The following is a 25,087-nucleotide window of genomic DNA, read 5'->3' as shown; positions in this document are numbered from 1 at the left end:
GCCCTCTCCTTTCAGTCAGACAATGCGTTGTGTTCGGCCACCGCACGCTCGACCCAGGTTTGCGCCTGACCGAGGTAATGGGCGGGGTTCAAAAGATGATCGAGTTCAGCGCTGCTCAACTCGGCAGTGACTTGCGGTTCGTCACCGAGCACGGCGCGCAAGTGGCGCTGTTCGGCCACCGCGCGCTTGCAGCATTGTTCGAGCAGGTGATGCGCGGTGTCGCGGCCAACCCGTTGCGCGAGAACGATGCTCACCGCTTCGGCGAGCACCAGCCCTTGGGTCAATTCGAGGTTGCGCGCCATGCGGTCGGCGTCGACTTCCAGACCTTCGGCGAGCAATTTCGCTTGCTGCAGCGAACCCGACACCAGGCTGCAAATCTCCGGCAAGGTTTCCCATTCGGCATGCCACAGACCGAGGCTGCGTTCATGTTCCTGAGGCATGGCGCTGAACAGCGTCGAAACCAGACCCGGCACCCGCGTCGCCGCGCCGATCAACACCGCTGCGCCGACTGGATTGCGTTTGTGCGGCATGGTCGAAGAACCGCCCTTGCCCGGCGCCGATGGCTCGAAAACCTCGGCGGCTTCGGTCTGCATCAACAGGCTGATGTCGCGGCCGAATTTGCCGAGGCTGCCGGCGATCAAACCGAGCACCGCGCCGAACTCCACCACGCGATCGCGCTGGGTATGCCACGGTTGTTCCGGCAAAGTCAGTTGCAGTTCTTCGGCCAGCGCTTGGGCAATCGGCAAGGCCTGTTCGCCAAGCGCCGCCAGCGTCCCCGACGCACCGCCAAATTGCACCACCAGCAAGCGCGGTTTGAGTTCGCGCAGACGTTGGCGGCTACGTGTCACGGCGCCCAGCCAACCGGCGATTTTCATGCCGAGGGTGACCGGTGTCGCGTGTTGCAGCCAAGTGCGTCCGGCCAGCGGCGTAGCGGCGTGACGTTGTGCTTGAGTAGCAAGGGAATCAGCCAGTTGCGCCAAATCGCCTTCAATCAATTCCAGCGCCTGACGCAATTGCAGCACCAGCCCGGAATCCATCACATCCTGACTGGTCGCGCCCAAATGCACATAACGCTCGGCCTCGGCGTCGTTGGAGGCGATCTGCTTGCCCAACGCCTTGACCAACGGAATCGCCGAATTGCCCGCCGTGGCAATCGCCTCGCCGAGTGCCGCGAAGTCATACAGACCGGCGCTGCACGCCGCCGCAATCGGTGCCACCGCAGAGTCAGGAATCAAGCCGACCCGCGCCTCGGCCCGGGCCAGCGCTGCTTCGAAGTCGAGCATCGCCTGCACGCGGCCCTGATCACAGAACACCTCACGCATATCGCGGGCAGTGAAGTAGGCATCGAACAATTGATTGCCCGGTCGCTGAGTCATAAAAATCCTTGCCGGCGCGGGCCATCACGGCCCGCGCGCATCGGGTTAGAGGTCGTGGTGCAAGTACGCCGCCTGTTTCGGCAAGCGCAGACTGAACAGGAACGCGATCGCCATCATTGCCGTCACGTACCAGTAGAACGAGTTTTCCATACCGATATTCTTCAGGCTCAGGGCGACGAATTCCGCCGAACCGCCGAAGATCGCATTCGCCACCGCGTACGCCAGACCAACGCCGAGGGCGCGGACTTCCGGCGGGAACATTTCGGCTTTCACCAGGCCGCTGATCGAGGTGTAGAAACTGACGATTGCCAGCGCCACGGTGATCAACACAAACGCGAGGAACGGGCTGCTGACGCTTTTCAGGCTCAGCAGAATCGGCACGGTGAACAGCGTACCCAGCGCGCCGAACCAGAGCATCGAGTTACGACGGCCAATCTTGTCAGCGAGCATGCCGAACAGCGGCTGCATGCACATATACAGGAACAGCGCGCCGGTCATGATGTAGCTGGCGGTCTTGGCGTGCATGCCGGCGGTGTTCACCAGGTACTTCTGCATGTACGTGGTGAAGGTGTAGAAAATCAGCGAACCACCGGCGGTGTAACCGAGCACGGTGATGAACGCGGCTTTGTGATCGCGGAACAGCGCGCTGATGCTGCCGGCGTCCTTGTGGGCACGGGTTTCCTCGTTGGTGGTTTCTTTCAACGAACGACGCAGGAACAGCGAAATCAACGCCGCCACCGCACCGACCACAAACGGAATCCGCCAGCCGTAGGCGCGCAGGTCTTCTTCGGTGAGGAACTGCTGCAATACTACTACCAGCGACACCGCCAGCAATTGCCCGCCAATCAACGTCACGTATTGGAACGAAGCGAAGAAGCCGCGCTGGCCCTTGAGTGCGACTTCGCTCATGTAGGTCGCGGTGGTGCCGTACTCGCCGCCGACCGACAGGCCTTGCAGCAGACGTGCGAACAACAGCAGGACCGGCGCCCAGACGCCGATGTCTTTGTAGGTCGGCAGGCAGGCGATCAGCAACGAACCGAAGCACATCATCAGAATCGAGATGAGCATCGAATTCTTGCGACCGTGCTTGTCGGCGACGCGACCGAAAATCCAGCCACCAATCGGGCGCATCAGGAAGCCGGCGGCGAATACGCCGGCGGTGTTGACCAGTTGCACCGTGGGGTTGTCAGAGGGGAAAAACGCCGGGGCGAAATAGATCGCGCAGAAGGCGTAGACGTAGAAGTCGAACCATTCGACGAGGTTGCCGGACGAGGCGCCGACAATGGCAAAGATGCGCTTGCTGCGCTCTTCGCCGGTGTAATGGGAGGTGGTGGTTGTCATTGTTTTTCACTCGATAGGGACAGTGAGAGTCTAGACATACTTTGCAACAGTCCCGTTCCACATCCTATATCGATCGTTCCCACGCTCCGCGTGGTAACGCATCCGGTGACGCTCCGCGTCACGGTGGACGCGGAGCGTCCATGGCGGCGTTCCCACGCAGAGCGTGGGAACGATCATGTAGGCGCTGCCGCAGGCGGCGATCTTTTGATCTTAATAATCGAAGAACACCGTCTCGGCATCAGTGCCCTGCAGAATCACATTCCACTGGTAAACACCCGATTCATCTTTCTTCGCCAACAACGTATCGCGGCGTTCAGCCGGGACGCATTCCAGCAGCGGATCAGCAACGTTCGCCGGCTCACCTTCAAAGTAGATCCGCGTCAGCAAGTGCTTGACCAAGCCACGGGCAAACACCAACACGACCAAGTGCGGCGCCTGGGTCGAACCTTTCAGCCCTTCAACCATACCCGGTTTGATCGTGGTGAAACGGAAACGCCCTTCAGCGTCCACCGGCACCCGACCGAAACCTTCAAAATTAGGATCGAGCGGTTTGTTCTGCTCGTCTTCCGGGTGGTCGTACTTGCCGGCGGCGTTGGCCTGCCAGACTTCGAGCATGGCGTCGTTGACGACATCGCCATTGCCATCCACCACCTGCCCGGTGATCGCCACACGTTCGCCCAGAGTCTGTTCGACCGTGAGGTCTTCGCGGTTCAGCCAGGTCAGGCCGATGTGGTAATACGGCCCGACGGTGTGGGACGTGGTCGCAGTCAGCGTCATCTTATTTCTCCATCGGCGTGGCTTCACGCCCGCGCAGCACGATGTCCCAGCGATAACCGAGGGCGTAGGACGGAATGGTTTTTTCCAGATCGAAACTGGCGATCAGGCGTTCCTTGGCCGAGGTGTCCGGCACGCAGTTGTAGATCGGGTCGTAGGCCAGCAGCGGGTCGCCCGGGAAGTACATTTGCGTGACCAGGCGCGTAAGAATGCTCGGCCCAAACAGCGAAAAGTGGATGTGCGCCGGGCGCCACGCATTGTGGTGGTTGCCCCACGGATAGGCGCCGGGCTTGATGGTCTGGAACTGATACCAGCCGTCGGCATCAGTCACGGTGCGGCCGGTGCCGGTGAAGTTCGGGTCCAGCGGCGCATCGTGCAGGTCGCGCTTGTGGTTGTAGCGGCCGGCGGCGTTGGCCTGCCAGATCTCCACCAGAATTCCCGGTACCGGCAGACCGTTTTCGTCCAGTACACGGCCATGAATGATGATGCGTTCGCCCTGTGGCTCGCCCTCATGCTGGGCGGTCAGGTCGTTATCGGTGTCGCCTACGCGCTCGGCGCCGATGGTCGGACCGGTGATTTCCGACAGCGAATGCGGCAGAAACACCAACGGCTTCGACGGCGAACGCAGGTTGGTGGATTGATACGTCGGGTGCAGGTACTCAGGCTGCGTGCCTTCCTGCGGACGAAGATAACCAGGCTTGTCAGACATGTCGCTTTCCTCTGTACTTATTCGTCACGGCTTGCGTCAGACGCGTTCGATGGCCAGGGCCAGACCTTGGCCGACACCGACGCACATGGTCGCCAGACCTTTTTTGCCGCCGGTCTTTTCCAACTGATGCAACGCGGTCAACACCAGACGCGCACCGCTCATGCCCAACGGGTGACCCAAGGCAATGGCGCCACCGTTCGGGTTGACCTGCGCAGCGTCATCCGCCAGCCCCAACTCACGCAGCACCGCCAAGCCTTGGCTGGCAAACGCTTCGTTGAGTTCGATCACATCGAAATCGTTGACCGCTACGCCGAGGCGCTCGATCAATTTGCGCACCGCTGGCACCGGGCCAATGCCCATCACGCGCGGCGCTACACCGGCGCTGGCCATGCCGAGCACTTTGGCGCGGGCCGTCAGGCCGTGTTTTTTCACCGCTTCGGCGGAAGCCAGTATCAGTGCAGCGGCACCGTCGTTGACGCCGGAAGCATTGCCGGCGGTAACGGTTTTATCCGCGCCGTTGACAGGTTTCAACTTGGTCAACGCTTCAATCGTGGTGTCGGCGCGCGGATGTTCGTCCTGGCTGACCACGGTTTCGCCCTTCTTGTGGGCGATCCGCACTTCGACGATTTCTTCAGCGAAGTAGCCAGCAGCCTGCGCCGCGGCGGTACGTTGCTGGCTGCGCAGGGCGAACGCGTCCTGATCGGCGCGCGAGACTTGATAGTCGTCGGCGACGTTGTCAGCGGTCTGCGGCATCGCATCAACGCCGTACTGCGCCTTCATCAATGGATTGATGAAACGCCAGCCGATGGTGGTGTCTTCCAGCTTCATATTGCGCGAGAACGCCGCGTCAGCCTTGCCCATCACGAACGGTGCGCGGGACATCGACTCGACGCCGCCGGCAATCGCCAACTCCATCTCGCCGCTGGCAATCGCCCGGAACGCCGTGCCGATCGCATCCATGCCCGAAGCGCAGAGGCGATTGAGGGTCACGCCCGGCACGCTCTCCGGCAGGCCCGCCAGCAACAGCGCCATGCGCGCAACGTTGCGGTTGTCTTCGCCGGCCTGGTTGGCGCAGCCGAGGAATACTTCGTCAATGGCGTTCCAGTCCACCGAGGGATTGCGATCCATCAGGGCCTTGATCGGCACGGCGGCCAGGTCATCGGCGCGCACGGCGGACAAACCGCCGCCGAAACGGCCAATGGGTGTGCGAATCGCGTCGCAGATATAAACGTCACGCATCATGCTTCTCCAGGTGCCTGGCCGTGGGCGGCCGCGGTGCGTGCTTCGAGATCACGCAGTGCAGTCAGTTCGACTTCCGTCGGTTCAGCGGTGGCTTCAACGTGGTCGGCGAAACGAATCGCCCAACCGGTGGCCGCGACCACTTGCTCGCGGGTCACGCCCGGGTGCAGTGCGGTGACCACGAATTCGTGGGTGCCTTCTTCCGGCTCCATGATGCACAGGTCGGTAATGATCCCGACCGGCCCGGCGCCCGGCAGGCCCAGGCGTTTGCGCGAATCGCCGCCCTCGCCGTGACCGACCGAGGTGATGAAATCGAGCTTGTCGACAAACGAACGCGCCGACTGTTTAAGGATGATCAACACGCTTTTCGCCGAGCCGGCAATTTCCGGCGCGCCCCCGGCACCCGGCAGGCGCACTTTCGGCGAGAAGTAATCGCCGACCACGGTGGTGTTGATGTTGCCGAAGCGGTCGACCTGCGCGGCGCCGAGAAAACCGACGTCGATGCGGCCGCCCTGCAACCAATAGCGAAAAATCTCACCGGTCGGTACGACGGTGTCGGCGGTTTCCGCCAGCTCGCCGTCGCCGATGGACAGCGGCAGCACGCTTGGCTTGGCGCCAATCGGGCCCGATTCGTAAATCAGCACCACGTCCGGCGACGAGGTCAGGCGCGCGAGGTTGGCGGCTTTCGAAGGCAGGCCAATGCCGACGAAGCACACCGAGCCATTCTTCAGGCGACGGGCCGCCGCGACGGTCATCATTTCATGGGTGGTGTACGGCATTACTTGGCCTCCGAAGCAGCAGCCAACTTGGCCTGGAACGCGCTGAAGTCAGCGCAGCCATGGATGTATTCGTTGATCCACGCGGTAAACGTCTCACGGTCGCGGGCGATCGGATCCCACGCCTGATAGAAACGATTGTCACGCTCGGTGTAACCGTGGGCGTAGGACGGATGCGCGCCGCCGGGAACATGGCAGACCGCGCTCAGGGCCCAGGTCGGCAATACACAAGCGTTCATCGGCGCCTTTAGATCGTCGACGATCTCTTCCACGGTGACGATGCAACGCTTGGCCGCCAATGCGGCTTCTTTCTGTACGCCGAGAATGCCCCACAGCAGCACGTTGCCCTGGCGGTCGGCTTTCTGCGCGTGGATCACGGTCACGTCCGGGCGCACCGACGGCACCGCCGCCAGCACTTCACCGGTGAATGGGCAGGTCACAGTTTTGATCAGCGGGTTGACCTTCGGCAGGTCGGAGCCGGCGTAGGCACGCAGCACCGCGAACGGTAGGCCGGAGGCGCCGGCGACGTAGGCATTGGCCAGGTCGGCGTGGCTGTGTTCTTCGATTTCGAGAGCGTGCGGCCATTGTTTCTCGACCGCGTCGCGCAGACGGTGCAGCGAACCCACGCCCGGGTTACCGCCCCAAGAGAAGATCAGTTTGCGTGCGCAACCGGCGCCGATCAGTTGGTCGTAGATCAGGTCAGGCGTCATCCGCACCAGCGTCAGATCTTTCTTGCCCTGACGAATGATTTCATGACCCGCAGCGGTGGGGATCAGGTGAGTGAAGCCTTCGAGCGCGACGGTGTCACCGTCGTTGACGAACTGCTTCACCGCTTCGTGCAGCGAAAGGATCTCAGCCATGGAGCGGGCTCCTGTTTTTGTTATGAATCGCCAGTAATAAAAAGGCGCGAGGTTCAGCGCCGGAGTGACTGAAGATTAAGCCTGGGAAATGTGCCAAACAATCCGATAATCGACTGAGCGTTCGTTTATCGAACAGATTGTTGTCAGCCTAACAATGATCGTTCCCACGCTCCGCGTGGGTACGATCATGCGCTGAAACTCAGGTCGCATCCGCATGACTGACCATGCCCTTGATCAACACCGCCGCCGTCGCCAGACCCGCCGGAATCACCAACGCCGTCAGCACTTGTTCGAAATTCCAGCCCAGGCCCAACAACGTCGCGCCCATCCATGCACCGAGAATCGCGCCAAATCGGCCAATCCCCAACATCCACGAAACCCCGGTCGCCCGCCCTTGGGTCGGATAAAACCGCGCCGCCAGTGACGGCATCGCCGATTGCGCACCGTTCACGCACATCCCTGCCACCAGCACCAGCGTCGCCAGCAAGGTGATATTGCCCAGGCTCTGCCCGACGGCGTAGGCAAACACCCCGGCCAGCAGGTAGAAAATGCCGATGACCTTGTGCGGATTGAAGCGATCCATCGCCCATCCCACAGCGACCGCGCTCAATACCCCACCGAACTGGAACAACGCACCGATGAATGCCGCTTGCTCCATGCTTGCGCCGCTGTCACGCATCAGCGTCGGCAGCCAACTGGTCAGCAGATAAACAATCACCAGGCCCATGAAATAGGTCAGCCACAGCAGCAAAGTGCCGGTGCTGTAAGTGCCTGAGAAAATCACCGCGAAGACGTTGCGCGCCTTGACGGTTTTTTGTTCCGGCACACTGAAACTGGAGGCTTGGGCAACGGTGACCGGATCAATCGGCGCCAGGGTCTTGCGGACTTTGTCGGTGCCACGGTTACGCACGACCAGGTAGCGCGCCGATTCCGGCAGCCAGAACAGCAGCACCACGGCGAGGATCAGCGGCAGGATGCCGCCGATCATCAACAGACTGTGCCAGCCGAACGCCGGAATCAGCTTGGCGGAAATAAACCCGCCACCGGCCATGCCGAGGTTGAAACCGCAGAACATGCTGGTCACCAGCAGCGACTTCTTGCGCTCCGGCGTGTATTCCGAGAGCAGCGTGGTCGCATTGGGCATCCCCGCGCCCAGACCGAGGCCGGTCAGGAAGCGCAGCACCAGCAGTTGTTCAACGTTAGTGCTATAGGCCGACGCTAGGCTGAAGGCACCGAACAGCACCACAGCGCCAACGAGTACGACTTTTCGCCCGAAGCGGTCAGCCAAAGGGCCAGAACCCAGTGCGCCGAAGACCATGCCGATCAACGCGGCGCTCATCACCGGGCCGAGGCTGGCGCGGTCGATGCCCCAGTCCTGCGAGAGCGCCGGGGCAATGAAGCCCATCGCGGCGGTGTCGAGGCCATCGAGGAAGACAATCAGGAAACACAGAATCACTACACGCCACTGATAGCGCGAGATCGGTTGGGCATTGATGAAGGTCTGCACATCGAGGCAGTTACCTACAGCGGACTGAGGCTGGTTCATTATTTTTATTCCACGCAAAAAACGCAGTCGAACGGCGGCCGGCCAACGAGCGGCACGGTCACAAGAATAGAAGGTCTGGATCAGGCGTTGCGGGTCACCCGGCAACAGCGGGCGAAGCGGAGACAGTCGGAGAGCTTGCGCATGGGGAGTTGCCTCTTGTCATTATTATGAGAGTCGACAGTCCGGCGGGCTCATTCACAACAGCTCCGGATGACGCTGCCGCGACATTAATGATCCGGGGGTTTTAGCGTCAATTCGATAAACGCAACACTGTGCGTTTATCGAACAGCTTCATCAGGCAAACAACTGCGCGCTGAGGTCGCGACTGGCGCTGAGCAGGCCCGGCAGGAAGCGCTGTTCCAGCTCGGTGCGACTGACGCGACCGGCGTGGGTGCTGACGTTGAGCGCCGCCACCACTTGGCCCGAGGCGTCGTAGACCGGCACGGCAATCGAGCGCAGACCTTGCTCCAGTTCCTGATCGACGATGCACCAGCCCTGCTGCCGCACTTCCTGCAAACATTCGAGCAACGCGTCGGGGGTGTGGATCGTGCGACTGGTTTTGGCGACCAGTTCGGCGTGATCGAGGTATTCGCGCAGTGACGTGTCGTCCAGCGCTGCCAGTAGAATCCGCCCCATCGATGTGCAATAAGCCGGCAGGCGCCCGCCGACCGACAGGTCGACCGAAATAAGGCGCTGCGTGGTGGCCGAGCGAGCGATGTAGAGAATGTCGTCGCCCTCGAGCGTGGCCATGTTGCAGGCTTCGTGCAGTTGTTCGCTCATGCGGTCGAGGTACGGCTGGGCGGACACGGCCAACGGCGTCGACGACAGATAAGCGTGGCCGAGGGTCAGCACTTTGGGCAGCAAGGAATAGGTGCGGCCGTCGGTGGTGGCGTAGCCGAGTTTGATCAAGGTGTGTAGGCAACGGCGCACGGCGGCGCGGGGAATTTCCGTGCGGTGGCTGATCTGGGCGATGGTCAGATGACGCTTGCGTTCCTGAAACGCCTGGACCACCGCCAGGCCACGGGCCAGCGACGTCATGAAGTCCGGATCGCCGGTCAGCGCCTGAATCCGCTTGGCCGGCGAGGCAACGATGGGCGGCGCCACCGAAGTGAAGGAGTTGCGCATTTGATCGTTCATTTCTTGTCCTTTTATCCAGCACGGATCAACGGCTATACAAACGGCTCACGGGCTGATGCACAAGCATCAGGCCAGCGACATCGGGCGATTATCGAACCGTCGACCGATAATCGCAATCGGTCTGCTTGACCTGATGCCGCCAGTTGAGACGGTTGTGCAACTTTGGCGGGAAACTGGATCGCGGTTTAGTTGATCGACTAAATGGCGCCAAAAACTAAGCGCAGACAAGTAAACGTTTGCCTGCACTTGAACTATTCAGGAAAGTTGCGAGTAACAAAACAAACACACATCCCGAACCGTTTTTAACTTGGCAAAGATAGTCATTCCTGAATCGACCGCTATAATGCGTTCAGTGGGGCCGCGTTTTTTTATCGCCGTGGTCGCCACCTGCTGACGCGATGCCCATCGCCGACAGCCTCGGCCAGCGCTTGACGTTCATCACTCATTCAACGCCAGCGCTTGCTGAACCAGGACACTGAAGCTGCGTCAGTTTTAATCTGGTGCTGCAGCCGCCTGTAACACGGAAGTCTTGAACGCCCGCCGATGTGCTTGATGCCTTTTCAGGCATTGCGCTTTCGTCGGGGTCGTTCAATCGACTCGTTGCTGAGCGTTTCACCAGACATTTAACTCAACTCAAACAGGTAGCACTGTGACGAAAGACGAACTGCGCGCGGAACTAGAGCGCCAGGAACAACGTTACAAGGAAGTTTACGGCGGGGAAGTCACCACCTACGCCGCTCAGCCAGAACCGGAACGCAAAGCATGGCGCAAGCGCCCTACTGTTCAGGATCAGGTTTTCAAGCAGGAAATCGAAAAGATCGAGAAGGAACTCAAAACCGAAGAGCCATAAGCCCCGGTTTGATCATTATCCAGGGTCAACGCGGACATTGCCGACCAACGCGATGTCACGACGATGCCTTGCGCGCCCGCTACCCGCGGGCAGCGGCTATCTCCCCGTCCTACAGGGTGAAGGGGACCTTCCTACAGGTTTCATAGATATTTCAGACAAGCGTTTGAGCCGTCCGCGCGCCTGCAAAATCGCCTGTCAAAAAAGCGGTTTACCAATAAAATCAACAGGTTGAAAGACCTTGTAGGACACTGGGTTTTAATGCGCTGCAACAAATTAAATGAAAGAAGAGTGTTACCGATGAGCAGGGAGGGCATCGATTTCAAGACTTTTCTGGCATAATCGCGCCCCCTTACGACCGGGTCAGAAAACCTTCATGATCGATTTATTCAGCGGACTGGATGCTTGGGTGCTTGTGAGCCTCTTGCTCGCCCTGACGTTTGTCCTCGCCTTCGAGTTCATCAATGGATTTCATGACACCGCTAACGCGGTAGCCACTGTTATCTACACCAAAGCCATGCCGCCTCACCTGGCGGTATTTTTCTCCGGTGTGTTCAATTTCCTCGGCGTGCTGCTGGGTGGCGTTGGCGTGGCGTATGCCATTGTCCACTTGCTGCCAGTTGAGCTGCTGATCAATGTGAACACCGGCCATGGCCTGGCGATGGTGTTCTCGTTGCTTGCCGCGGCAATCGCCTGGAACCTTGGCACCTGGTACTTCGGTATCCCGGCGTCCAGCTCGCACACGCTGATCGGTTCGATCCTCGGTGTCGGTCTGGCCAATGCCCTGATCAACGACATTCCGTTGGCGGACGGCGTGAACTGGCAGAAAGCGATCGATATCGGCGCCTCGCTGGTGTTCTCGCCGATGGCCGGTTTCCTGATCGCGGCACTGGTACTGATCGGCCTGAAATGGTGGCGCCCACTGTCGAAAATGCACAAGACGCCCGAACAGCGCCGCAAGCTTGACGACAAGAAGCACCCGCCGTTCTGGAATCGTCTGGTCCTGGTGATCTCGGCCATGGCCGTGAGCTTCGTGCACGGTTCCAACGATGGCCAGAAAGGCATCGGCCTGATCATGCTGGTGCTGATCGGTATCGTTCCTGCGCAGTTCGTTCTCGACCTGAACAGCACCACCTACCAGATCGAGCGTACCCGCGACGCAACCCTTCACTTGAGTCAGTTCTACCAGCGCAACGCCGATTCGCTGGGCGAATTCCTCGCCCTGGGCAAAAGCGTGGAAGGCGACCTGCCGGAGAAATTCCGCTGCAACCCGCAGCAGACCGAACCGACCATCAGCGCCCTGCTGCACACCCTCAAAGGCGTTGCGGATTACCACTCGCTGTCGTCGGACAGCCGCGTAGAAGTTCGTCGCTACCTGCTGTGCCTGGACGATACCGCGAAGAAAGTCAGCAAGTTGCCGGTTCTGGATGCCCGTGAAAAGGCTGACCTCGACAAGTTGCGCAAGGATCTGACTACCACGACTGAATACGCCCCGTTCTGGGTGATTCTGGCGGTTGCACTGGCCCTGGGCCTGGGCACCATGGTCGGCTGGAAACGTGTGGTACTGACCATTGGCGAGAAGATCGGCAAGCAAGGCATGACTTATTCCCAAGGCATGTCGGCGCAGATCACGACGGCCAGTTTGATTGGCCTGGCCAACATCTTCAGCCTGCCGGTGTCGACCACTCATGTGTTGTCTTCGGGTGTGGCGGGGACCATGGTCGCCAACAAGAGCGGCCTGCAAGGTGGCACTGTTCGCACCATCCTGTTGGCTTGGGTACTGACCTTGCCGGCGACTGTGGCGCTGTCGGCCGGGTTGTTCTGGCTGGCGTCGAAGGCTTTGGGTAGTTGATAGATAGCTGTATGTAAGAAAGGCGCGATTCGAGAGGATCGCGCCTTTTTTTGTGTTTGGGTATTTGGGATTGGGATTTGGACAAAAGCCAAAGCAAGATCACAAGCCAGATCAAAAGCCCCTCAGCCTAACCCTCTCCCAAAGGGAGAGGGGACTGATTGAGGTGTTTGTCAGAGGTACGCCGACGTGCAATACCGCGTTGAACTCAGGTTTTAAAACGCCCGAAAATCGGCCCCCTCTCCCTCGGGAGAGGGCTGGGCGGGCGGCGTTCCGATGAGGGGCAGCCCCACCACAGAATCAAAGCCGACCACGCTGTGCTCTTCACCACTCAACAGGATGAGCGTTAGCTCGGCTGCGGCTTTTGATCTGTAAGGCGACGTCGGAAGGCGGAGTGGAGGGATTGATCCGGGGGTGGGAGCGTAGCGACCGTTCGACGAAGTCGAACACATCGAGAGGAGGTGCAGCGAAGCAAACCGTAGGCGATGCGCCCGGATCGATCCCGCAGCGAAGGAACCCCGAGCCCCAGCGAGCGGGCCGAACGTAGGAGCAAGCGTTTTTTGCTTACTTTTTGCTGGGCCGGCATTCCGGCGTTTGAAAAAAAGTGAGTCGCCGTAAGGGCGAAACCGCCAGTGGCACCACCCGCAAAAACGGATATACACCCAAAACCCCACCAGCCTGGTCGGCCCAAAGGCCGCCAAGGCACAAAAAAAAAGGGGCAACCGAAGTCGCCCCAAAATGCCTTGCGTGCTCATCAATCCAGAAGAATCACTTCTTACGCTTATGCGCATCCTTCCAGATAAAAAATCCAAACCCTGCAAAAAACAGAACCATCAGCCCGACAGTCAGGACCCCGGCAAACACCACGTTATCGAAAAACATGACTGGCCTCCTGGCCCCTGCTTTGCTGCGATGGGACTAAATTAGCAAACACACAGGCGCACACATTGACCAGGATCAATGTCCGCGAGGAAGGGAGAGAAAGGAGGGGAAATAACTGACCTGCATCAACGGATGCAGGGGGAGATCAACGTTTTTTCGGCTTGTTCTTCGACTTTTTCTTGGCTTTGCCCAACGGCATCGCCTGCTCGAATGCCTGGCGCACTTCGTTCAAGCGCTTCTCTTTGATGTCATGCACCCGCTTCGCGCGTTCGGTGCTGAGGTCGATCAGTTTGTCGTCTTGGCTCATGGCGCTCTGTGCATCGCTTGGAAGAATCACAACTGCCACATCACCGGCAGGGCTGTACCAATAATGCCGATTCGCCCCGACGCTGACCAGCCACCGCGTTAAACGCAATCAAACAAATCATGTAAGCCCCGCAGTTCAGATCTCGATATCGACCCACAACCCCTGACGCGGCTGATCTTCCATCAGCGGCACCACCGGCACGGTGTTGTCGGCGTTCAGCTCGGTGCCCGGCACGGCTAAGTGTTCTTCGGGATCTTCGTCGGCCTCGCGGCGCCGGCGATCGCGCTCCTGCTGTCGACGCTGTTCTTCGCGCGCGAGCAGTCGATCCTCTTCCGGATCGCGCTTTTGCAGATCGATCGTGCTTTCGTTGGAGCTTTCCTGCACCGGCACCACCGGAGGAATGTCCGGCCGCTGGCGGATCGGATCCTGCTGGGAAGTGATCGGCACAGCGCTCAGAGGGAGCATCGGTGGCAACATATAAAGGTTCTCCTGTGTGCAGGCTATCGGCTGCGGCAAAGGCGCCTTGAGCCATCCGTCGTAAATCTGTGACCTGCGTAACACTCACAAGGTGCCCTGCGCGGACAGAAAACACACACATAACGCCTTTTGTTTCAGCTTGCAGCTAGCAGCTAAAAGCTCGTCGCTGCTCCTAATCCTTTGGCCCTGAAGCCTGCATTCCGTTAAGATAGCCCGCTTTTTCAAGGTGGGAGTCAGGCAGCATGGCGCAGCAGTATCAACCGGGGCAACGCTGGATCAGTGACAGCGAAGCAGAGCTTGGTTTAGGCACCGTTCTGGCACAGGACGGCCGCTTGTTGACCGTGCTTTACCCGGCCACTGGCGAAACCCGCCAGTACGCGCTACGGAATGCGCCCCTGACCCGCGTGCGGTTCTCGCCGGGTGACAGCATCACCCACTTCGAAGGCTGGAAGATGACCGTGCAGCAAGTCGACGACGTCGACGGCCTGATGGTCTATCACGGTCTCAACGAGCAGAACGAAGCCGTCACCCTGCCGGAAACCCAGCTATCGAACTTCATCCAGTTCCGTCTGGCCAGCGACCGTCTGTTCGCCGGGCAGATCGACCCGCTGCCGTGGTTCTCGCTGCGTTACAACACCCTCGAACACACCAGCCGCCAGTTGCAATCTTCGCTCTGGGGCCTGGGTGGCGTGCGTGCGCAACCGATCGCGCACCAATTGCACATCGCCCGTGAAGTCGCTGACCGCATTGCGCCGCGCGTTCTGCTGGCGGACGAAGTGGGTCTGGGTAAAACCATCGAAGCCGGTCTGGTGATCCATCGCCAACTGCTGTCGGGCCGCGCCAACCGCGTGCTGATCCTGGTTCCGGAAAACCTTCAGCACCAGTGGCTGGTCGAGATGCGCCGCCGCTTCAACCTGCAGGTCGCGCTGTTCGACGAAGAACGTTTCATCGAAAGCGATGCCAGCAACCCGTTCGAAGACACCCAGCTTGCACTGGTGGCCCTGGAATGGCTGGTCGACGACGAAAAGGCGCAAGACGCACTGTTCGCGGCCGGTTGGGATCTGCTGGTGGTCGACGAAGCGCACCACCTGGTCTGGCACGAAGAAAAAGCCAGCCCTGAATACACGCTGGTCGAACAACTGGCTGAAACCATCCCGGGCGTGTTGCTGCTCACCGCGACCCCGGAACAACTCGGTCAGGACAGCCACTTCGCCCGCCTGCGCCTGCTCGATCCAAACCGTTTCCATGACCTGGCCGCCTTCCGCGCCGAGAGCGACAACTATCGCCCGGTGGCCGAAGCCGTTCAGGAACTGCTCGACAAGGGCCGTCTCTCGGCCAAAGCGCACAAAACCATCCAGGGTTTCCTCGGCAACGAAGGCGAAGCCCTGCTGACCGCGGTCAACGACGGCGACACCGAAGCCAGCGCCCGCCTCGTGCGCGAACTGCTTGATCGCCACGGCACTGGCCGCGTGCTGTTCCGTAACACCCGTGCCGCCGTGCAGGGTTTCCCGGAGCGCAAGCTGCACCCGTACCCGCTGCCGTGCCCGGACGAATACCTCGAACTGCCGCTGGGCGAACATGCCGAGCTGTACCCGGAAGTCAGCTTCCAGGCGCAACCGGACGCCAGCGAAGAAGAGCGCTGGTGGAAATTCGACCCGCGCGTCGAATGGCTGATCGATCAGCTGAAAATGCTCAAGCGCACCAAAGTGCTGGTGATCTGCGCCCACGCCGAAACCGCGATGGACCTGGAAGACGCCCTGCGCGTGCGTTCCGGCATCCCGGCCACGGTGTTCCACGAAGGCATGAACATCCTTGAGCGTGACCGCGCCGCCGCTTACTTCGCCGATGAAGAGTTCGGCGCGCAAGTGCTGATCTGCTCGGAAATCGGCAGTGAAGGTCGCAACTTCCAGTTCGCTCACCACTTGGTGCTGTTCGATCTGCCGTCGCACCCGGACCTGCTCGAGCAACGTATCGGTCGTCTCGACCGGATCGGCCAGAAGCACATCATCGAACTGCACGTGCCGTACCTGGAAACCAGCCCGCAAGAGCGCCTGTTCCAGTGGTACCACGAAGCGCTGAACGCGTTCCTCAACACCTGCCCGACCGGCAACGCCTTGCAGCATCAGTTTGGCCCACGCCTGCTGCCCCTGCTCGAAGAGGCCGACGACAGCGAGTGGCAAGCGCTGATCGACGAAGCACGCAGCGAGCGTGAGCGTCTGGAAGCCGAACTGCACACCGGTCGCGACCGCCTGCTGGAGCTCAACTCCGGTGGCGCTGGCGAAGGTGAAGCGCTGGTCGAGGACATTCTTGAGCAGGACGATCAATTCACCCTGCCGATCTACATGGAAACCCTGTTCGACGCGTTCGGCATCGACAGTGAAGACCATTCGGAAAACGCGCTGATCCTCAAGCCGAGCGAGAAAATGCTCGACGCCAGTTTCCCGCTGGGCGACGACGAAGGCGTGACCATTACTTACGACCGCAACCAGGCGCTGTCGCGCGAAGACATGCAGTTCATCACCTGGGAACACCCGATGGTGCAGGGCGGCATGGATCTGGTGCTGTCCGGTTCGATGGGCAACACCGCCGTCGCGCTGATCAAGAACAAGGCGTTGAAGCCAGGCACCGTGTTGCTGGAGTTGCTCTACGTCAGCGAAGTCGTTGCGCCACGTGCGCTGCAACTGGGCCGTTACCTGCCGCCGGCGGCCCTGCGCTGCCTGCTCGATGCCAATGGCAACGACCTGTCGCCACGGGTTTCCTTTGAAACCCTGAACGACCAGTTGGAAAGCGTGCCACGCGCCAGCGCCAACAAGTTCATCCAGGCCCAGCGCGATCAGCTGACGCCACGGATCAACGCCGGTGAAGACAAGATCGCCCCGCGTCACGCCGAGCGCGTGGCCGAGGCCCGTCGCCGTCTGGCGGCCGACACCGACGAAGAACTGGCGCGCCTGACCGCGTTGCAAGCGGTCAACCCGACTGTGCGTGACAGCGAACTGGATGCGCTGCGCCAACAGCGTGAGCAGGGTCTGGCGATGCTGGACAAAGCAGCGTTGCGCCTGGAAGCGATTCGGGTGTTGGTAGCGGGCTAAACCGCCCTGCTTCAACGCTGAAACAAGAAGGCCCGCAGTGATGCGGGCCTTTTTTCGCAGATCGTTCCCACGCTCCGCGTGGGAATGCCTCAAGGGACGCTCCGCGTTCCAGCTCCGGAAAGGGACGCAGAGCGTCCCGGGCTGCATTCCCACGCAGAGCGTGGGAACGATCATCATGCCGTCGCCGCAGCCACTTCTGGCTCAACCACAGCAACCAAGCCCTCCTTCATCCGCTGCGCATCGCGCACAAAACACCGCGCTGCCAGAAACAGAAACACCATGGTCAAAAACAGCGCCACCGGAATCAGATACATCGCGTCATGCAGCCCGACTGCCTTGAACGCCTCGGTCATCTGCTCAGCTCCCGCTGCCAGCATCGCCGTGTGCGCGAAATGATCCGACAAACCACCGACCACCACCGGGCCCAAACCACCGCCCAGCAGATACAAGCCGGCAAAGAACAACGCCATCGCCGTCGCACGCAAGCGCGGTTCGACCACGTCCTGAATCGCCGTGTAAACGCAGGTGTAGAAGTTATAGGCAAAGAGCCAACCGACACTGAACACCGCGACAAACACACCGATCTCGATGCGCCCGGCATGCAGTGCCCACGCCGTGCACAAGGTCGAAATGATCAGGCTGAACGCCGCGAATAACAGCCGCCCATTGGCTACGCGTTGATGAATCTTGTCGGCGATCAAGCCGCCCAGGGTCAAACCGACCAGCCCGGTCACGCCAACAATCACGCCCGTGGCCACTGCCGCCTCTTGCAAGGGCATAAGGAAATACCGCTGCAGCATCGGCACCAGAAACGAGTTGCAGGCATAGGTGGCGAAGTTGAAGCACAACCCGGCCATCACCAGCCACAGGAAGGTCGGCACCGCGAGAATCCGGCGGATCGGCTTGTCGACTTTCTCTTGCGAAACCTGCACGGTTTCCGCCGCGCCGCGCTTCGGCTCTTTAATGAAGAACATGAAGATCGCCAGAATCAGCCCCGGCACCGCGGCGATAAAGAACGGCGCGCGCCAACTGTCGAAGGCCTTGACCATCGCGCCGATGGTGAAGAACGCCAGCAGCAAACCCAGCGGCAGACCGAGCATGAAAATGCCCATGGCCCGCGCCCGACGGTGCGCCGGAAACAAGTCGCCGATCAGCGAGTTGGCTGCCGGTGCATAACTGGCCTCGCCGATGCCGATGCCCATGCGCACGATCAGGAAGCTCCAGAAACTGCCGACCAGACCGTTGACGGCGGTCAGCGCACTCCACGTCGCCAGGCCCCAGCCCATCAGTTTGCTGCGCGAACCGGTATCAGCCATCCGCCCTAATGGCAGGCCGGCAATGGCATAAACGATGGTGAACGCGGTGCCGACGATGCCCAGCTGAAAGTCGCTGAGGTGCCACTCCATGCGGATCGGCTCGATGATGATCGCCGGAATGGTGCGGTCGAAGAAGTTGAACAGGTTGGCGAGGAACAGCAGGAACAGAATGCGCCAGGCATTCGCCGCTTGGGTCGAGTTCTGCATGGGTCCGTCTCTTTATTGTTATGGGGCTTCACTGCCAACGCATCCGAGCCCGGAACCTGCAATCTAGTCAGCCCGTCGGGAGCTGTCTGTGATCATTCGTCCGCCTGATATCGGTCCATGGCTGTGTAAAGAAACGTAAGCCCTTGATAAGTCTGCAATCCCCCGAAAACAGGGGGTTTTGCGGCAAAACCTTGCCACAAAAAAATAGTTTCGCGCCCCCCTTCCCAAGTCCGTAGCGAAGCCTAGAATGGCCGCCGGATCCGTCCGGATCTCCCGATCAATCCCTTTGATACCCTCGCCCATGTCCGAAGTCAGTCCGTGTCTGAATTGCGGTGCCTGCTGTTCCCATTTTCGCGTGTCTTTTTTCTGGGGCGAATGCGCTTCCTCAGGGGGTACGGTGCCCGATGACCTGGTCACGCAGATCAGCCCGAGCCGGGTGGCGATGAACGGCACCGACTGCAAATCGCCGCGTTGCACGGCGTTGGTCGGCGAAGTCGGCAGCGAGGTGAAGTGCTCGATTTACGAACTGCGCTCCAGCCCCTGCCGCGAATTCGAATCGTCCTGGGAAAACGGCGAGCAGAACGTCGATTGCGACAAGGCCCGCGCACGTTTCGGCCTGCCACCGCTGCAACCGGACTGGGCGCAAATCCCTTTCGAACAGATCGCCTAAGCCTTTAGCGCCAATCGCTATGACGCTAATGCCGAAATCATTAGCGCCAATGTGCCACTACCCATTCCACTGCAAAAACCGCCTCTATACTCCTGTCATTCGCCTGCGCTGACCGCGCAGTAAGGACGACTTCAGAAATGGGGCATGCTATGGAGTGGCTTGGTCTGCAATTTGTTACCGAGCTGCCGGAGAGCGGGCAGGTCATTCTCGACTGCACACATAATCCCTTGCTGGTGCTGGTGGCCTACCTGGTCGCTTGCGCCGCGAGTTTTGCCACTCTCGACATGGCCGAGCGAGTCGGTCACGCCGAAGACCCGGGCTCGCAGCGATTGTGGCGCTGGATCGGCGCGACGTGCCTGGCCGGCGGCATTTGGGCCATGCATTTCATCGGCATGCTCGCGTTCCAGGCGCCGATCGACATCCAGTACGACCTGCCCATCACCCTGTTCTCCCTACTGATCGCCCTGCTCGCTTCCTGGCTGGCGATGCATACGCTGAGCGAAGCGCAGCCGAGTCTGGTGCTGTATCTGAAGACCGCTCTGGTCATCGGCCTGGGTATCGCCGGCATGCATTACGTCGGCATGGCCGCCATGCAATCGAGCGCCACCGCCTATTACCAGCCCGGCCTGTTTCTGCTGTCGATTGCGATTGCCATCGGCGCCAGTTTCGCCGCGTTATGGGTTGCGGGTTATTTGCGCGAAGGCAGCGGCCTGTTTCATCAGATGCTCAAGTACAGCGCCGCGCTGATCCTCGGCGCCGGCATCTTCAGCATGCATTTCACCGGGATGGCGGCGTTGCATCTGGTCTTGCCCGAGGGCAGCACTGCGGCGATCACCAGCGAAACCAGTCATATGCAGCTGGGCCTGACCGTAGCGTTGATTACCCTGCTGATTCTCGGCAGCGCAATCAGTGCGGCACTGGCGGACAAAAAACTGCAGAACAAAGAACGTGACCTGCGTCGGGTCAACGCCCTGCTCAGCCAACTCGATCAGGCGCGCATGTCCCTGCAACAAGTGGCCAACTACGACGCCCTGACCAACCTGATCAACCGTCGTGGGTTCAACCAGATCTTCGCCGAGAAGCTCAGCCAGAAAGCCAGCGAGGGCGGCATGCTCGCGGTAATGTTTCTCGACATCGACCACTTCAAACGCATCAACGACAGCCTCGGCCACGATGCCGGCGACGCCTTGCTCAAAGTCATCGCCGATCACATCAAGGGCTCGGTGCGCAGCCATGAAGACGTGGTCGCACGTTTTGGTGGTGACGAATTCTGCATCCTCATCGGCCTGCGTGACCGCGAAGAAGCGCGCAACATGGCGCAACGCATCATGCTGAAAATGAAGGAGCCGATCGAACTGGCCGGGCGTCGCATGGTGATGACCACCAGCATCGGCATCAGCCTCTATCCCGAGGACGGCACCACCTGCGACGAACTGCTCAAGCATGCCGATCTGGCGCTGTATCAATCCAAGGGCGCCGGGCGCAATGGCCTGCACTTCTTCAGTTCGAACATGAAGACCCGCGCCAGCATGGAGCTGCAACTGGAAGAAGAACTGCGCCATGCCTTGCGCGCAGAAAACGGCCTGATGCTCTACTACCAGCCGATCTATGAACTGAAAACCGGTCGGGTCACCAAGCTCGAAGCGTTGATCCGCTGGCAACATCCCGTGCACGGTCTGCTCGCCCCCGACCGTTTTATCGCCATTGCCGAAACCAACGGGCTGATTGCCGAACTGGACAATTGGGTGCTGCGCAAAGCCTGCAAGGATCTGGGGGAACTGTCACGGCATGGCTGCAACGAGTTGAAAATCGCCTGGAACTGCTCGCCGCTGAACCTTGCCCGGGAAGAGCTCGCCGACGAGATCGAGAGCGCTCTGCGTACCGCCGGCGTTGCCCCGGAACGGCTGGAGCTGGAAGTCACGGAAAACGCACTGATGGGCAATATCGCCAACACTTTGGTGCTGCTGCGACAGATCCGTGCCCTCGGCGTGTCGTTGTCGATCGACGACTTTGGCACCGGCTACTCGTCACTGGCCTATCTCAAGCGCCTGCCGCTGAATACGCTGAAGATCGACCGCTCGTTCATCCTCGATATTCCCAAGGCCACGGCGGACATGGAGATCGTCCAGGCAATCATCGTCATGGCCCACACCCTGCATTTGCAGGTGGTGACCGAAGGCGTGGAAAGCCTGGAGCAGTACGAATTTCTTGAGCGTTCAGGCTGCGATTTCATTCAGGGTTACCTGCTCAGCCGTCCGGTGCCGCTGGATGAACTGGTCCCGGTGCTGGAAGAAATCAATCAGCGCAAACATTCACACGCGGTCAATCCGCTGATTCTGGCGCGCGGTACATTTGCACCAGTGTCGCTGGATCTTTCGCCAAAAAGCCTTGCGCCCCATGCAGGCGCATCAACTGTGCGGCCAATCCGCTGATCGGTGTGGCTGAACCCTGTTCGCGAGAGAATTTCACCGCCGTGTCGAGATCCTTGAGCAGCGTGCGCACGTGCCACTTGATCGGTTCGAAACGGCTTTCGGCCATTTGCGGGGCGAGGATCTGCAACGGTTTCGAATCGGCAAAGCCACCGGCCAAGGCTTCAGCGATCAGGCTGGCGTCGACACCGGCCTGCTCGGCCAACGCCACCACTTCGGCAATCACCAGCGCATTGCAGGCGACGATCATCTGATTGCAGGCCTTGGTCACCTGACCGGCACCGATGCCGCCCATGTGCGTGACCCGTTGACCGAGGTTGAGCAACACCGGGCGCACCCGCTCCAGATCCGCTGCCTCGCCGCCGACCATGATCGCCAGGCTGCCCGCCTCGGCACCGACCACGCCACCGGACACCGGTGAATCCAGCCAGCTCATGCCGGATTTCTGTGCCAGTTCCGCCGCCATCTCGCGCGTGGCAGTCGGTTCGAGGCTGGAAAAATCCACCAGCAACTGGCCGTTTTTCGCTCCTTCGGCGATACCGTCCGAGCCAAACACCACCTCGCGCACCACCGCCGTATCGGCCAGACACAACATCACCACGTCGGCGTGTTCGCACAGTTCAGCGGCGGTCGCCACCTGCCGGGCATCGGCCTCAACCAGTGGCGCGCACTTGGCCGGGTTGCGATTCCACACGGTCAGCGGGTAGCCCGCGGCCAACAGACGCCGACACATGGGCAAGCCCATCAGACCGATTCCGGCGAACCCCAACGATGGTAGCGTTGACATCATTTTGCCTCTTTTCGATTAAAGATCGCCGAATAATGGCCGATTTATCAACGATCAGGAAAGGATTCCCCCCTGCGACAATCAGGCTAAAACCCTGGCGCTCGGGCCCAATTCGCGCAAAAAAGACGCGAGATCTTATTCCGTGAGGTTCGCCGGCATTTGACCCGCGAGCCGCCCAGTCCAGGTATATGGCGCACAATGACTTCTAAAAACAATCCCGCCACTGCGGTAGCCGATCTGACTTTGAGCCCCGCCGCCAACAGCCCGTCGTCTTCAAAGCCATCGGTTCCCTCGCGCCCGCTGTCGACCCAGCAATACCTGTACTTCACCGAAACCAATACCGACCGCATCCTCGATAATCTCGACGGCCTGCGCGATCTGGTGTTCCCGCGCCCGCCGCACCTGGAAGGCGATAACGAACAGCACAACGATCAGGAATTTCCGTCGGTGTGCCTGATCGGTCTCGGTCGTTGCGGCTCGAACATCGCCCTCGACGTGGCGGAGTTGGTGTACAACGCGCGCAAGTTCTACCTCAACGAATTCAACAACGAAGATCGCCCGTCGAATGACCGACGCTCCGCCGACAAGGGTTACAGCCCGGCGCAGTGGATCAAGAACAACCTGCGCATCGGTCACAACAAGGCGAGCAAACCGGTGTTTCTGGTCGAGCCGCTGGTGATGCTTGGCGACCTCGACAAGGACATCGCCGGGCGCATCCGTTTTTCGCGCAAGGGCGAGAAAAGCGGCTTCCTGCGCGACTACAGCAAAATGAAGATCATGGACTTGTCCGAAGTCCACGCCGGTGGCGCCGGTAACGCGCCGATCCTCGGCCAGTACCTGGCGAAGATCATCCTCAACAAGGACACGCAGCGCTTCTCCAGCCCTGACTGGAAAATGATCCACTCGTACCTGATCGACAGCTGCGGCATCAAGGCCAACCAGTCGCGCCTGTACTTCTCGATCTTCAGTGCCGGCGGCGGCACCGGTTCCGGCATGGCTTCGGAATTCGGTCTGGCCCAGCAACACTCGTACATGAACAAGACGTTCGACACCAAGCCGATGGACGAGCATGACGGCAAGAGCGGTCATTCGTTCGTGTTCGAACCGATCTTCACCAGTGGCATTTGCGTGCTGCCGAACATTTCCGATCACCGCAGCGAAATGTCCGAGGCGCTGCACATCAACGCCGGTCGCCTGCTGTGCAAATACCTCTCGGAGGAATGGGATTTCTCCTACAACTTCGCCAATGAAGACAGCAGCGAAGCCAGCGTCATGGGCCGTATCCGCCCTTGGAACGCGATGATGCTGATCTCCAACGACATCATGCGTTACGCCGAAGAGAGCGATGACGGCAACATCCAGAACATTGATGTCAATGCGATGGAGAAGCACGCCAACCAATACATCTCGCAGCAGATCTTCAACATTCTGACGGCGCAGGCAGTTACCACTGACTACGACCAGAACTATTTCCGCCGCGCCGGCATCGACATCGGCGAGACCATTCGCCTCGATGCCAACGACCTGTTCATGAGTCTGGCCGGCCCGGTGGCGATTGCCTACGCCGAATCGGTAGTGCCGGAAACGCCGCCACCGAGCAGCGACAAATTCAAGGTGTTCGACAAAGAGCCGCAGCGCCTGAACATCGATGATCTGTTCTTCCGTTCGATCGACCTGCCGCACTTCAACAAAGTCACGCAGGCGATTGAAGGCATCAGCCTGTTGCCGATCGAGTCCAAGCGGTATCGCGCTTCGCTGGAGCAGTACAAGAATTCCGGCTACGACGCCGCCGCGCTGCACGACCTGCATTTCTTCAAGAACTGCTCGTCGGTGGTGTCGATCGTTTCGCTGCCGAAAGACTACAAGCTGTCGTACATGGACCTGAACCGGTTGAAGACCCACCTCAACAGCCTGTTCCCCAACACCACGCTCAAGCGTTACGCGCTGGTGATCGGCGCTTCTGCCAACCTGTCGCTGACTACGTTGATCGCCAAGAGCCCGTGCCTGTCGGACGACTTCCTGACCCTGATCGTGGCGTTCATCAAACGCTGCTTCGCGAAGAACCCGTACCGCTTCGACGAAACCCTGGATAACTCGATTCTCGACTTCATCATCAATGAAGAATTCGACGAAGACCGCATCGATGACCTGCTCAACGAGTTCGAGAACCCGGCGAAAATCCTCGACACCAACTGGTACGCGATCAAGCCGATGTACGAGAAAAAGTACCGCGAACTGATCAACGACAAAGAGAAGTTTGTCTCGATCAATGACATTCGTTTGTCGCGGGATTGTGTGAAGAAGTCGATCAAGTACCTGCGCGAGATCTATCGTCACCGGATTGGCAAGACCAAGGTTATTTCGCTGAATAACCATACCGGGAAGTCGTTCTCGGCCTGATCCAGGACCGAGTCGCCCCACTCGCGAGCAGGCTCGCTCCCACAGGGGAATACATTCCAAATGTGGGAG

Annotated in this window: 20 protein-coding genes; 6 read left to right on the top strand and 14 right to left on the bottom strand. The window is 60.0% G+C overall.

From position 1 onward, the window contains the following. Positions 1 to 11: 11 nt before the first annotated feature. From ACQ4OE_RS08270 to pcaR, 9 genes are all read right to left on the bottom strand, one after another. The gene (locus tag ACQ4OE_RS08270) at positions 12 to 1,376 is read right to left on the bottom strand and encodes a 3-carboxy-cis,cis-muconate cycloisomerase (RefSeq protein WP_430946319.1); all 1,365 of its coding nucleotides are present in this window, start codon (positions 1,374 to 1,376) and stop codon (positions 12 to 14) included. Between the two features lie 45 nt (positions 1,377 to 1,421). Continuing rightward, positions 1,422 to 2,717 (bottom strand): MFS family transporter, encoded by a 1,296-nt coding sequence (locus tag ACQ4OE_RS08265; RefSeq protein ID WP_122591583.1) that lies wholly within the window; start codon positions 2,715 to 2,717, stop codon positions 1,422 to 1,424. Positions 2,718 to 2,927: 210 nt separating this feature from the next. Further along, on the bottom strand, positions 2,928 to 3,494 hold the full coding sequence (pcaG, locus tag ACQ4OE_RS08260) for a protocatechuate 3,4-dioxygenase subunit alpha (RefSeq protein WP_430946318.1): 567 nt from the start codon (positions 3,492 to 3,494) through the stop codon (positions 2,928 to 2,930). 1 nt (position 3,495) lies between these two features. Beyond that, a complete protein-coding gene (gene pcaH / locus ACQ4OE_RS08255) occupies positions 3,496 to 4,200 on the bottom strand; it encodes a protocatechuate 3,4-dioxygenase subunit beta (protein ID WP_122591579.1) in 705 nt (234 codons plus the stop codon). Between the two features lie 36 nt (positions 4,201 to 4,236). Next, entirely contained in the window at positions 4,237 to 5,442 is a 1,206-nt protein-coding gene (gene pcaF / locus ACQ4OE_RS08250) for a 3-oxoadipyl-CoA thiolase (protein ID WP_430946317.1), read from the bottom strand. Continuing rightward, positions 5,439 to 6,218: a CoA-transferase subunit beta gene (locus tag ACQ4OE_RS08245; protein WP_430946316.1), complete on the bottom strand. Its 780-nt coding sequence runs from the start codon at positions 6,216 to 6,218 to the stop codon at positions 5,439 to 5,441. The genes pcaF and ACQ4OE_RS08245 overlap by 4 nt, the downstream gene beginning before the upstream one ends. After that, positions 6,218 to 7,075, bottom strand: coding sequence for a CoA transferase subunit A (locus ACQ4OE_RS08240; protein WP_122591574.1), 858 nt, complete (start codon positions 7,073 to 7,075; stop codon positions 6,218 to 6,220). Before ACQ4OE_RS08240 ends, ACQ4OE_RS08245 begins: the two co-directional genes overlap by 1 nt. Positions 7,076 to 7,274: 199 nt before the next feature. Next, positions 7,275 to 8,621, bottom strand: coding sequence for an MFS transporter (locus tag ACQ4OE_RS08235; RefSeq protein WP_122591572.1), 1,347 nt, complete (start codon positions 8,619 to 8,621; stop codon positions 7,275 to 7,277). Between the two features lie 294 nt (positions 8,622 to 8,915). Continuing rightward, positions 8,916 to 9,758, bottom strand: a complete 843-nt coding sequence (gene pcaR, locus ACQ4OE_RS08230) for a pca regulon transcriptional regulator PcaR (RefSeq protein ID WP_007917109.1) — start codon at positions 9,756 to 9,758, stop codon at positions 8,916 to 8,918. A 649-nt stretch (positions 9,759 to 10,407) separates the two neighbouring features. On the opposite strand from pcaR, the gene ACQ4OE_RS08225 reads away from it, so the two are divergent. Together ACQ4OE_RS08225 and ACQ4OE_RS08220 are read left to right on the top strand one after the other, a co-directional pair. Then, the gene (locus ACQ4OE_RS08225; protein ID WP_122591569.1) at positions 10,408 to 10,608 is read left to right on the top strand and encodes a hypothetical protein; all 201 of its coding nucleotides are present in this window, start codon (positions 10,408 to 10,410) and stop codon (positions 10,606 to 10,608) included. 373 nt (positions 10,609 to 10,981) lie between these two features. Further along, positions 10,982 to 12,457, top strand: coding sequence for an inorganic phosphate transporter (locus ACQ4OE_RS08220; protein WP_122591568.1), 1,476 nt, complete (start codon positions 10,982 to 10,984; stop codon positions 12,455 to 12,457). Between the two features lie 765 nt (positions 12,458 to 13,222). On the opposite strand, the gene ccoM is transcribed toward ACQ4OE_RS08220, so the two are convergent. The 3 genes from ccoM to ACQ4OE_RS08205 all read right to left on the bottom strand — a co-directional run bounded on the left by ccoM (position 13,223) and on the right by ACQ4OE_RS08205 (position 14,120). Next, entirely contained in the window at positions 13,223 to 13,336 is a 114-nt protein-coding gene (ccoM, locus tag ACQ4OE_RS08215) for a cytochrome c oxidase subunit CcoM (RefSeq protein WP_041070550.1), read from the bottom strand. Positions 13,337 to 13,481: 145 nt separating this feature from the next. Continuing rightward, positions 13,482 to 13,643 carry a hypothetical protein gene (locus tag ACQ4OE_RS08210; protein WP_007918490.1) on the bottom strand — a complete coding sequence of 54 codons (162 nt, stop codon included), beginning with the start codon at positions 13,641 to 13,643 and terminating at the stop codon, positions 13,482 to 13,484. A 135-nt stretch (positions 13,644 to 13,778) separates the two neighbouring features. Further along, positions 13,779 to 14,120: a hypothetical protein gene (locus ACQ4OE_RS08205; RefSeq protein WP_003222394.1), complete on the bottom strand. Its 342-nt coding sequence runs from the start codon at positions 14,118 to 14,120 to the stop codon at positions 13,779 to 13,781. A gap of 242 nt (positions 14,121 to 14,362) precedes the next feature. Here ACQ4OE_RS08205 and rapA point away from each other — a divergent pair, with 242 nt between their 5' ends. Then, on the top strand, positions 14,363 to 17,209 hold the full coding sequence (gene rapA / locus ACQ4OE_RS08200; protein ID WP_122591566.1) for an RNA polymerase-associated protein RapA: 2,847 nt from the start codon (positions 14,363 to 14,365) through the stop codon (positions 17,207 to 17,209). Between the two features lie 173 nt (positions 17,210 to 17,382). Here the strand turns inward: rapA and ACQ4OE_RS08195 are convergent, their stop codons facing one another. After that, positions 17,383 to 18,732: an MFS transporter gene (locus tag ACQ4OE_RS08195; RefSeq protein ID WP_430946315.1), complete on the bottom strand. Its 1,350-nt coding sequence runs from the start codon at positions 18,730 to 18,732 to the stop codon at positions 17,383 to 17,385. Between the two features lie 301 nt (positions 18,733 to 19,033). Between ACQ4OE_RS08195 and ACQ4OE_RS08190 the strand changes: the two genes are divergently transcribed. Next, positions 19,034 to 19,402 carry a YkgJ family cysteine cluster protein gene (locus tag ACQ4OE_RS08190; RefSeq protein WP_122591563.1) on the top strand — a complete coding sequence of 123 codons (369 nt, stop codon included), beginning with the start codon at positions 19,034 to 19,036 and terminating at the stop codon, positions 19,400 to 19,402. 149 nt (positions 19,403 to 19,551) lie between these two features. Next, on the top strand, positions 19,552 to 21,834 hold the full coding sequence (locus tag ACQ4OE_RS08185; protein WP_430946389.1) for a putative bifunctional diguanylate cyclase/phosphodiesterase: 2,283 nt from the start codon (positions 19,552 to 19,554) through the stop codon (positions 21,832 to 21,834). On the opposite strand, the gene ACQ4OE_RS08180 is transcribed toward ACQ4OE_RS08185, so the two are convergent. After that, positions 21,725 to 22,621, bottom strand: coding sequence for an NAD(P)-dependent oxidoreductase (locus ACQ4OE_RS08180; protein ID WP_430946314.1), 897 nt, complete (start codon positions 22,619 to 22,621; stop codon positions 21,725 to 21,727). The genes ACQ4OE_RS08185 and ACQ4OE_RS08180 overlap by 110 nt on opposite strands. 195 nt (positions 22,622 to 22,816) lie before the next feature. Here ACQ4OE_RS08180 and ACQ4OE_RS08175 point away from each other — a divergent pair, with 195 nt between their 5' ends. Beyond that, positions 22,817 to 25,018 (top strand): hypothetical protein, encoded by a 2,202-nt coding sequence (locus tag ACQ4OE_RS08175; RefSeq protein ID WP_430946313.1) that lies wholly within the window; start codon positions 22,817 to 22,819, stop codon positions 25,016 to 25,018. The last annotated feature ends 69 nt before the right edge of the window (positions 25,019 to 25,087 follow it).

This window comes from Pseudomonas sp. WC2 (genome assembly GCF_050586545.1).
In the GTDB taxonomy this organism is placed as follows: Bacteria; Pseudomonadota; Gammaproteobacteria; order Pseudomonadales; family Pseudomonadaceae; genus Aquipseudomonas.
This window is presented reverse-complemented; position numbering and strand designations above follow the sequence as displayed.

Excerpts from the sequence above, each read along its gene's own strand:
- ACQ4OE_RS08205 (WP_003222394.1), bottom strand. The coding sequence starts at position 14,120 with ATGTTGCCACCGATGCTCCCTCTGAGCGCTGTGCCGATCACTTCCCAG.
- ACQ4OE_RS08190 (WP_122591563.1), top strand. The coding sequence starts at position 19,034 with ATGTCCGAAGTCAGTCCGTGTCTGAATTGCGGTGCCTGCTGTTCCCAT.
- pcaG (WP_430946318.1), bottom strand. The coding sequence starts at position 3,494 with ATGACGCTGACTGCGACCACGTCCCACACCGTCGGGCCGTATTACCAC.
- ACQ4OE_RS08265 (WP_122591583.1), bottom strand. The coding sequence starts at position 2,717 with ATGACAACCACCACCTCCCATTACACCGGCGAAGAGCGCAGCAAGCGC.
- ccoM (WP_041070550.1), bottom strand. The coding sequence starts at position 13,336 with ATGTTTTTCGATAACGTGGTGTTTGCCGGGGTCCTGACTGTCGGGCTG.
- pcaR (WP_007917109.1), bottom strand. The coding sequence starts at position 9,758 with ATGAACGATCAAATGCGCAACTCCTTCACTTCGGTGGCGCCGCCCATC.
- ACQ4OE_RS08245 (WP_430946316.1), bottom strand. The coding sequence starts at position 6,218 with ATGCCGTACACCACCCATGAAATGATGACCGTCGCGGCGGCCCGTCGC.
- ACQ4OE_RS08175 (WP_430946313.1), top strand. The coding sequence starts at position 22,817 with ATGACTTCTAAAAACAATCCCGCCACTGCGGTAGCCGATCTGACTTTG.
- ACQ4OE_RS08185 (WP_430946389.1), top strand. The coding sequence starts at position 19,552 with ATGGAGTGGCTTGGTCTGCAATTTGTTACCGAGCTGCCGGAGAGCGGG.
- ACQ4OE_RS08235 (WP_122591572.1), bottom strand. The coding sequence starts at position 8,621 with ATGAACCAGCCTCAGTCCGCTGTAGGTAACTGCCTCGATGTGCAGACC.
- ACQ4OE_RS08220 (WP_122591568.1), top strand. The coding sequence starts at position 10,982 with ATGATCGATTTATTCAGCGGACTGGATGCTTGGGTGCTTGTGAGCCTC.
- ACQ4OE_RS08240 (WP_122591574.1), bottom strand. The coding sequence starts at position 7,075 with ATGGCTGAGATCCTTTCGCTGCACGAAGCGGTGAAGCAGTTCGTCAAC.
- ACQ4OE_RS08210 (WP_007918490.1), bottom strand. The coding sequence starts at position 13,643 with ATGAGCCAAGACGACAAACTGATCGACCTCAGCACCGAACGCGCGAAG.
- ACQ4OE_RS08195 (WP_430946315.1), bottom strand. The coding sequence starts at position 18,732 with ATGCAGAACTCGACCCAAGCGGCGAATGCCTGGCGCATTCTGTTCCTG.
- ACQ4OE_RS08180 (WP_430946314.1), bottom strand. The coding sequence starts at position 22,621 with ATGATGTCAACGCTACCATCGTTGGGGTTCGCCGGAATCGGTCTGATG.
- rapA (WP_122591566.1), top strand. The coding sequence starts at position 14,363 with ATGGCGCAGCAGTATCAACCGGGGCAACGCTGGATCAGTGACAGCGAA.
- ACQ4OE_RS08270 (WP_430946319.1), bottom strand. The coding sequence starts at position 1,376 with ATGACTCAGCGACCGGGCAATCAATTGTTCGATGCCTACTTCACTGCC.
- pcaF (WP_430946317.1), bottom strand. The coding sequence starts at position 5,442 with ATGATGCGTGACGTTTATATCTGCGACGCGATTCGCACACCCATTGGC.
- pcaH (WP_122591579.1), bottom strand. The coding sequence starts at position 4,200 with ATGTCTGACAAGCCTGGTTATCTTCGTCCGCAGGAAGGCACGCAGCCT.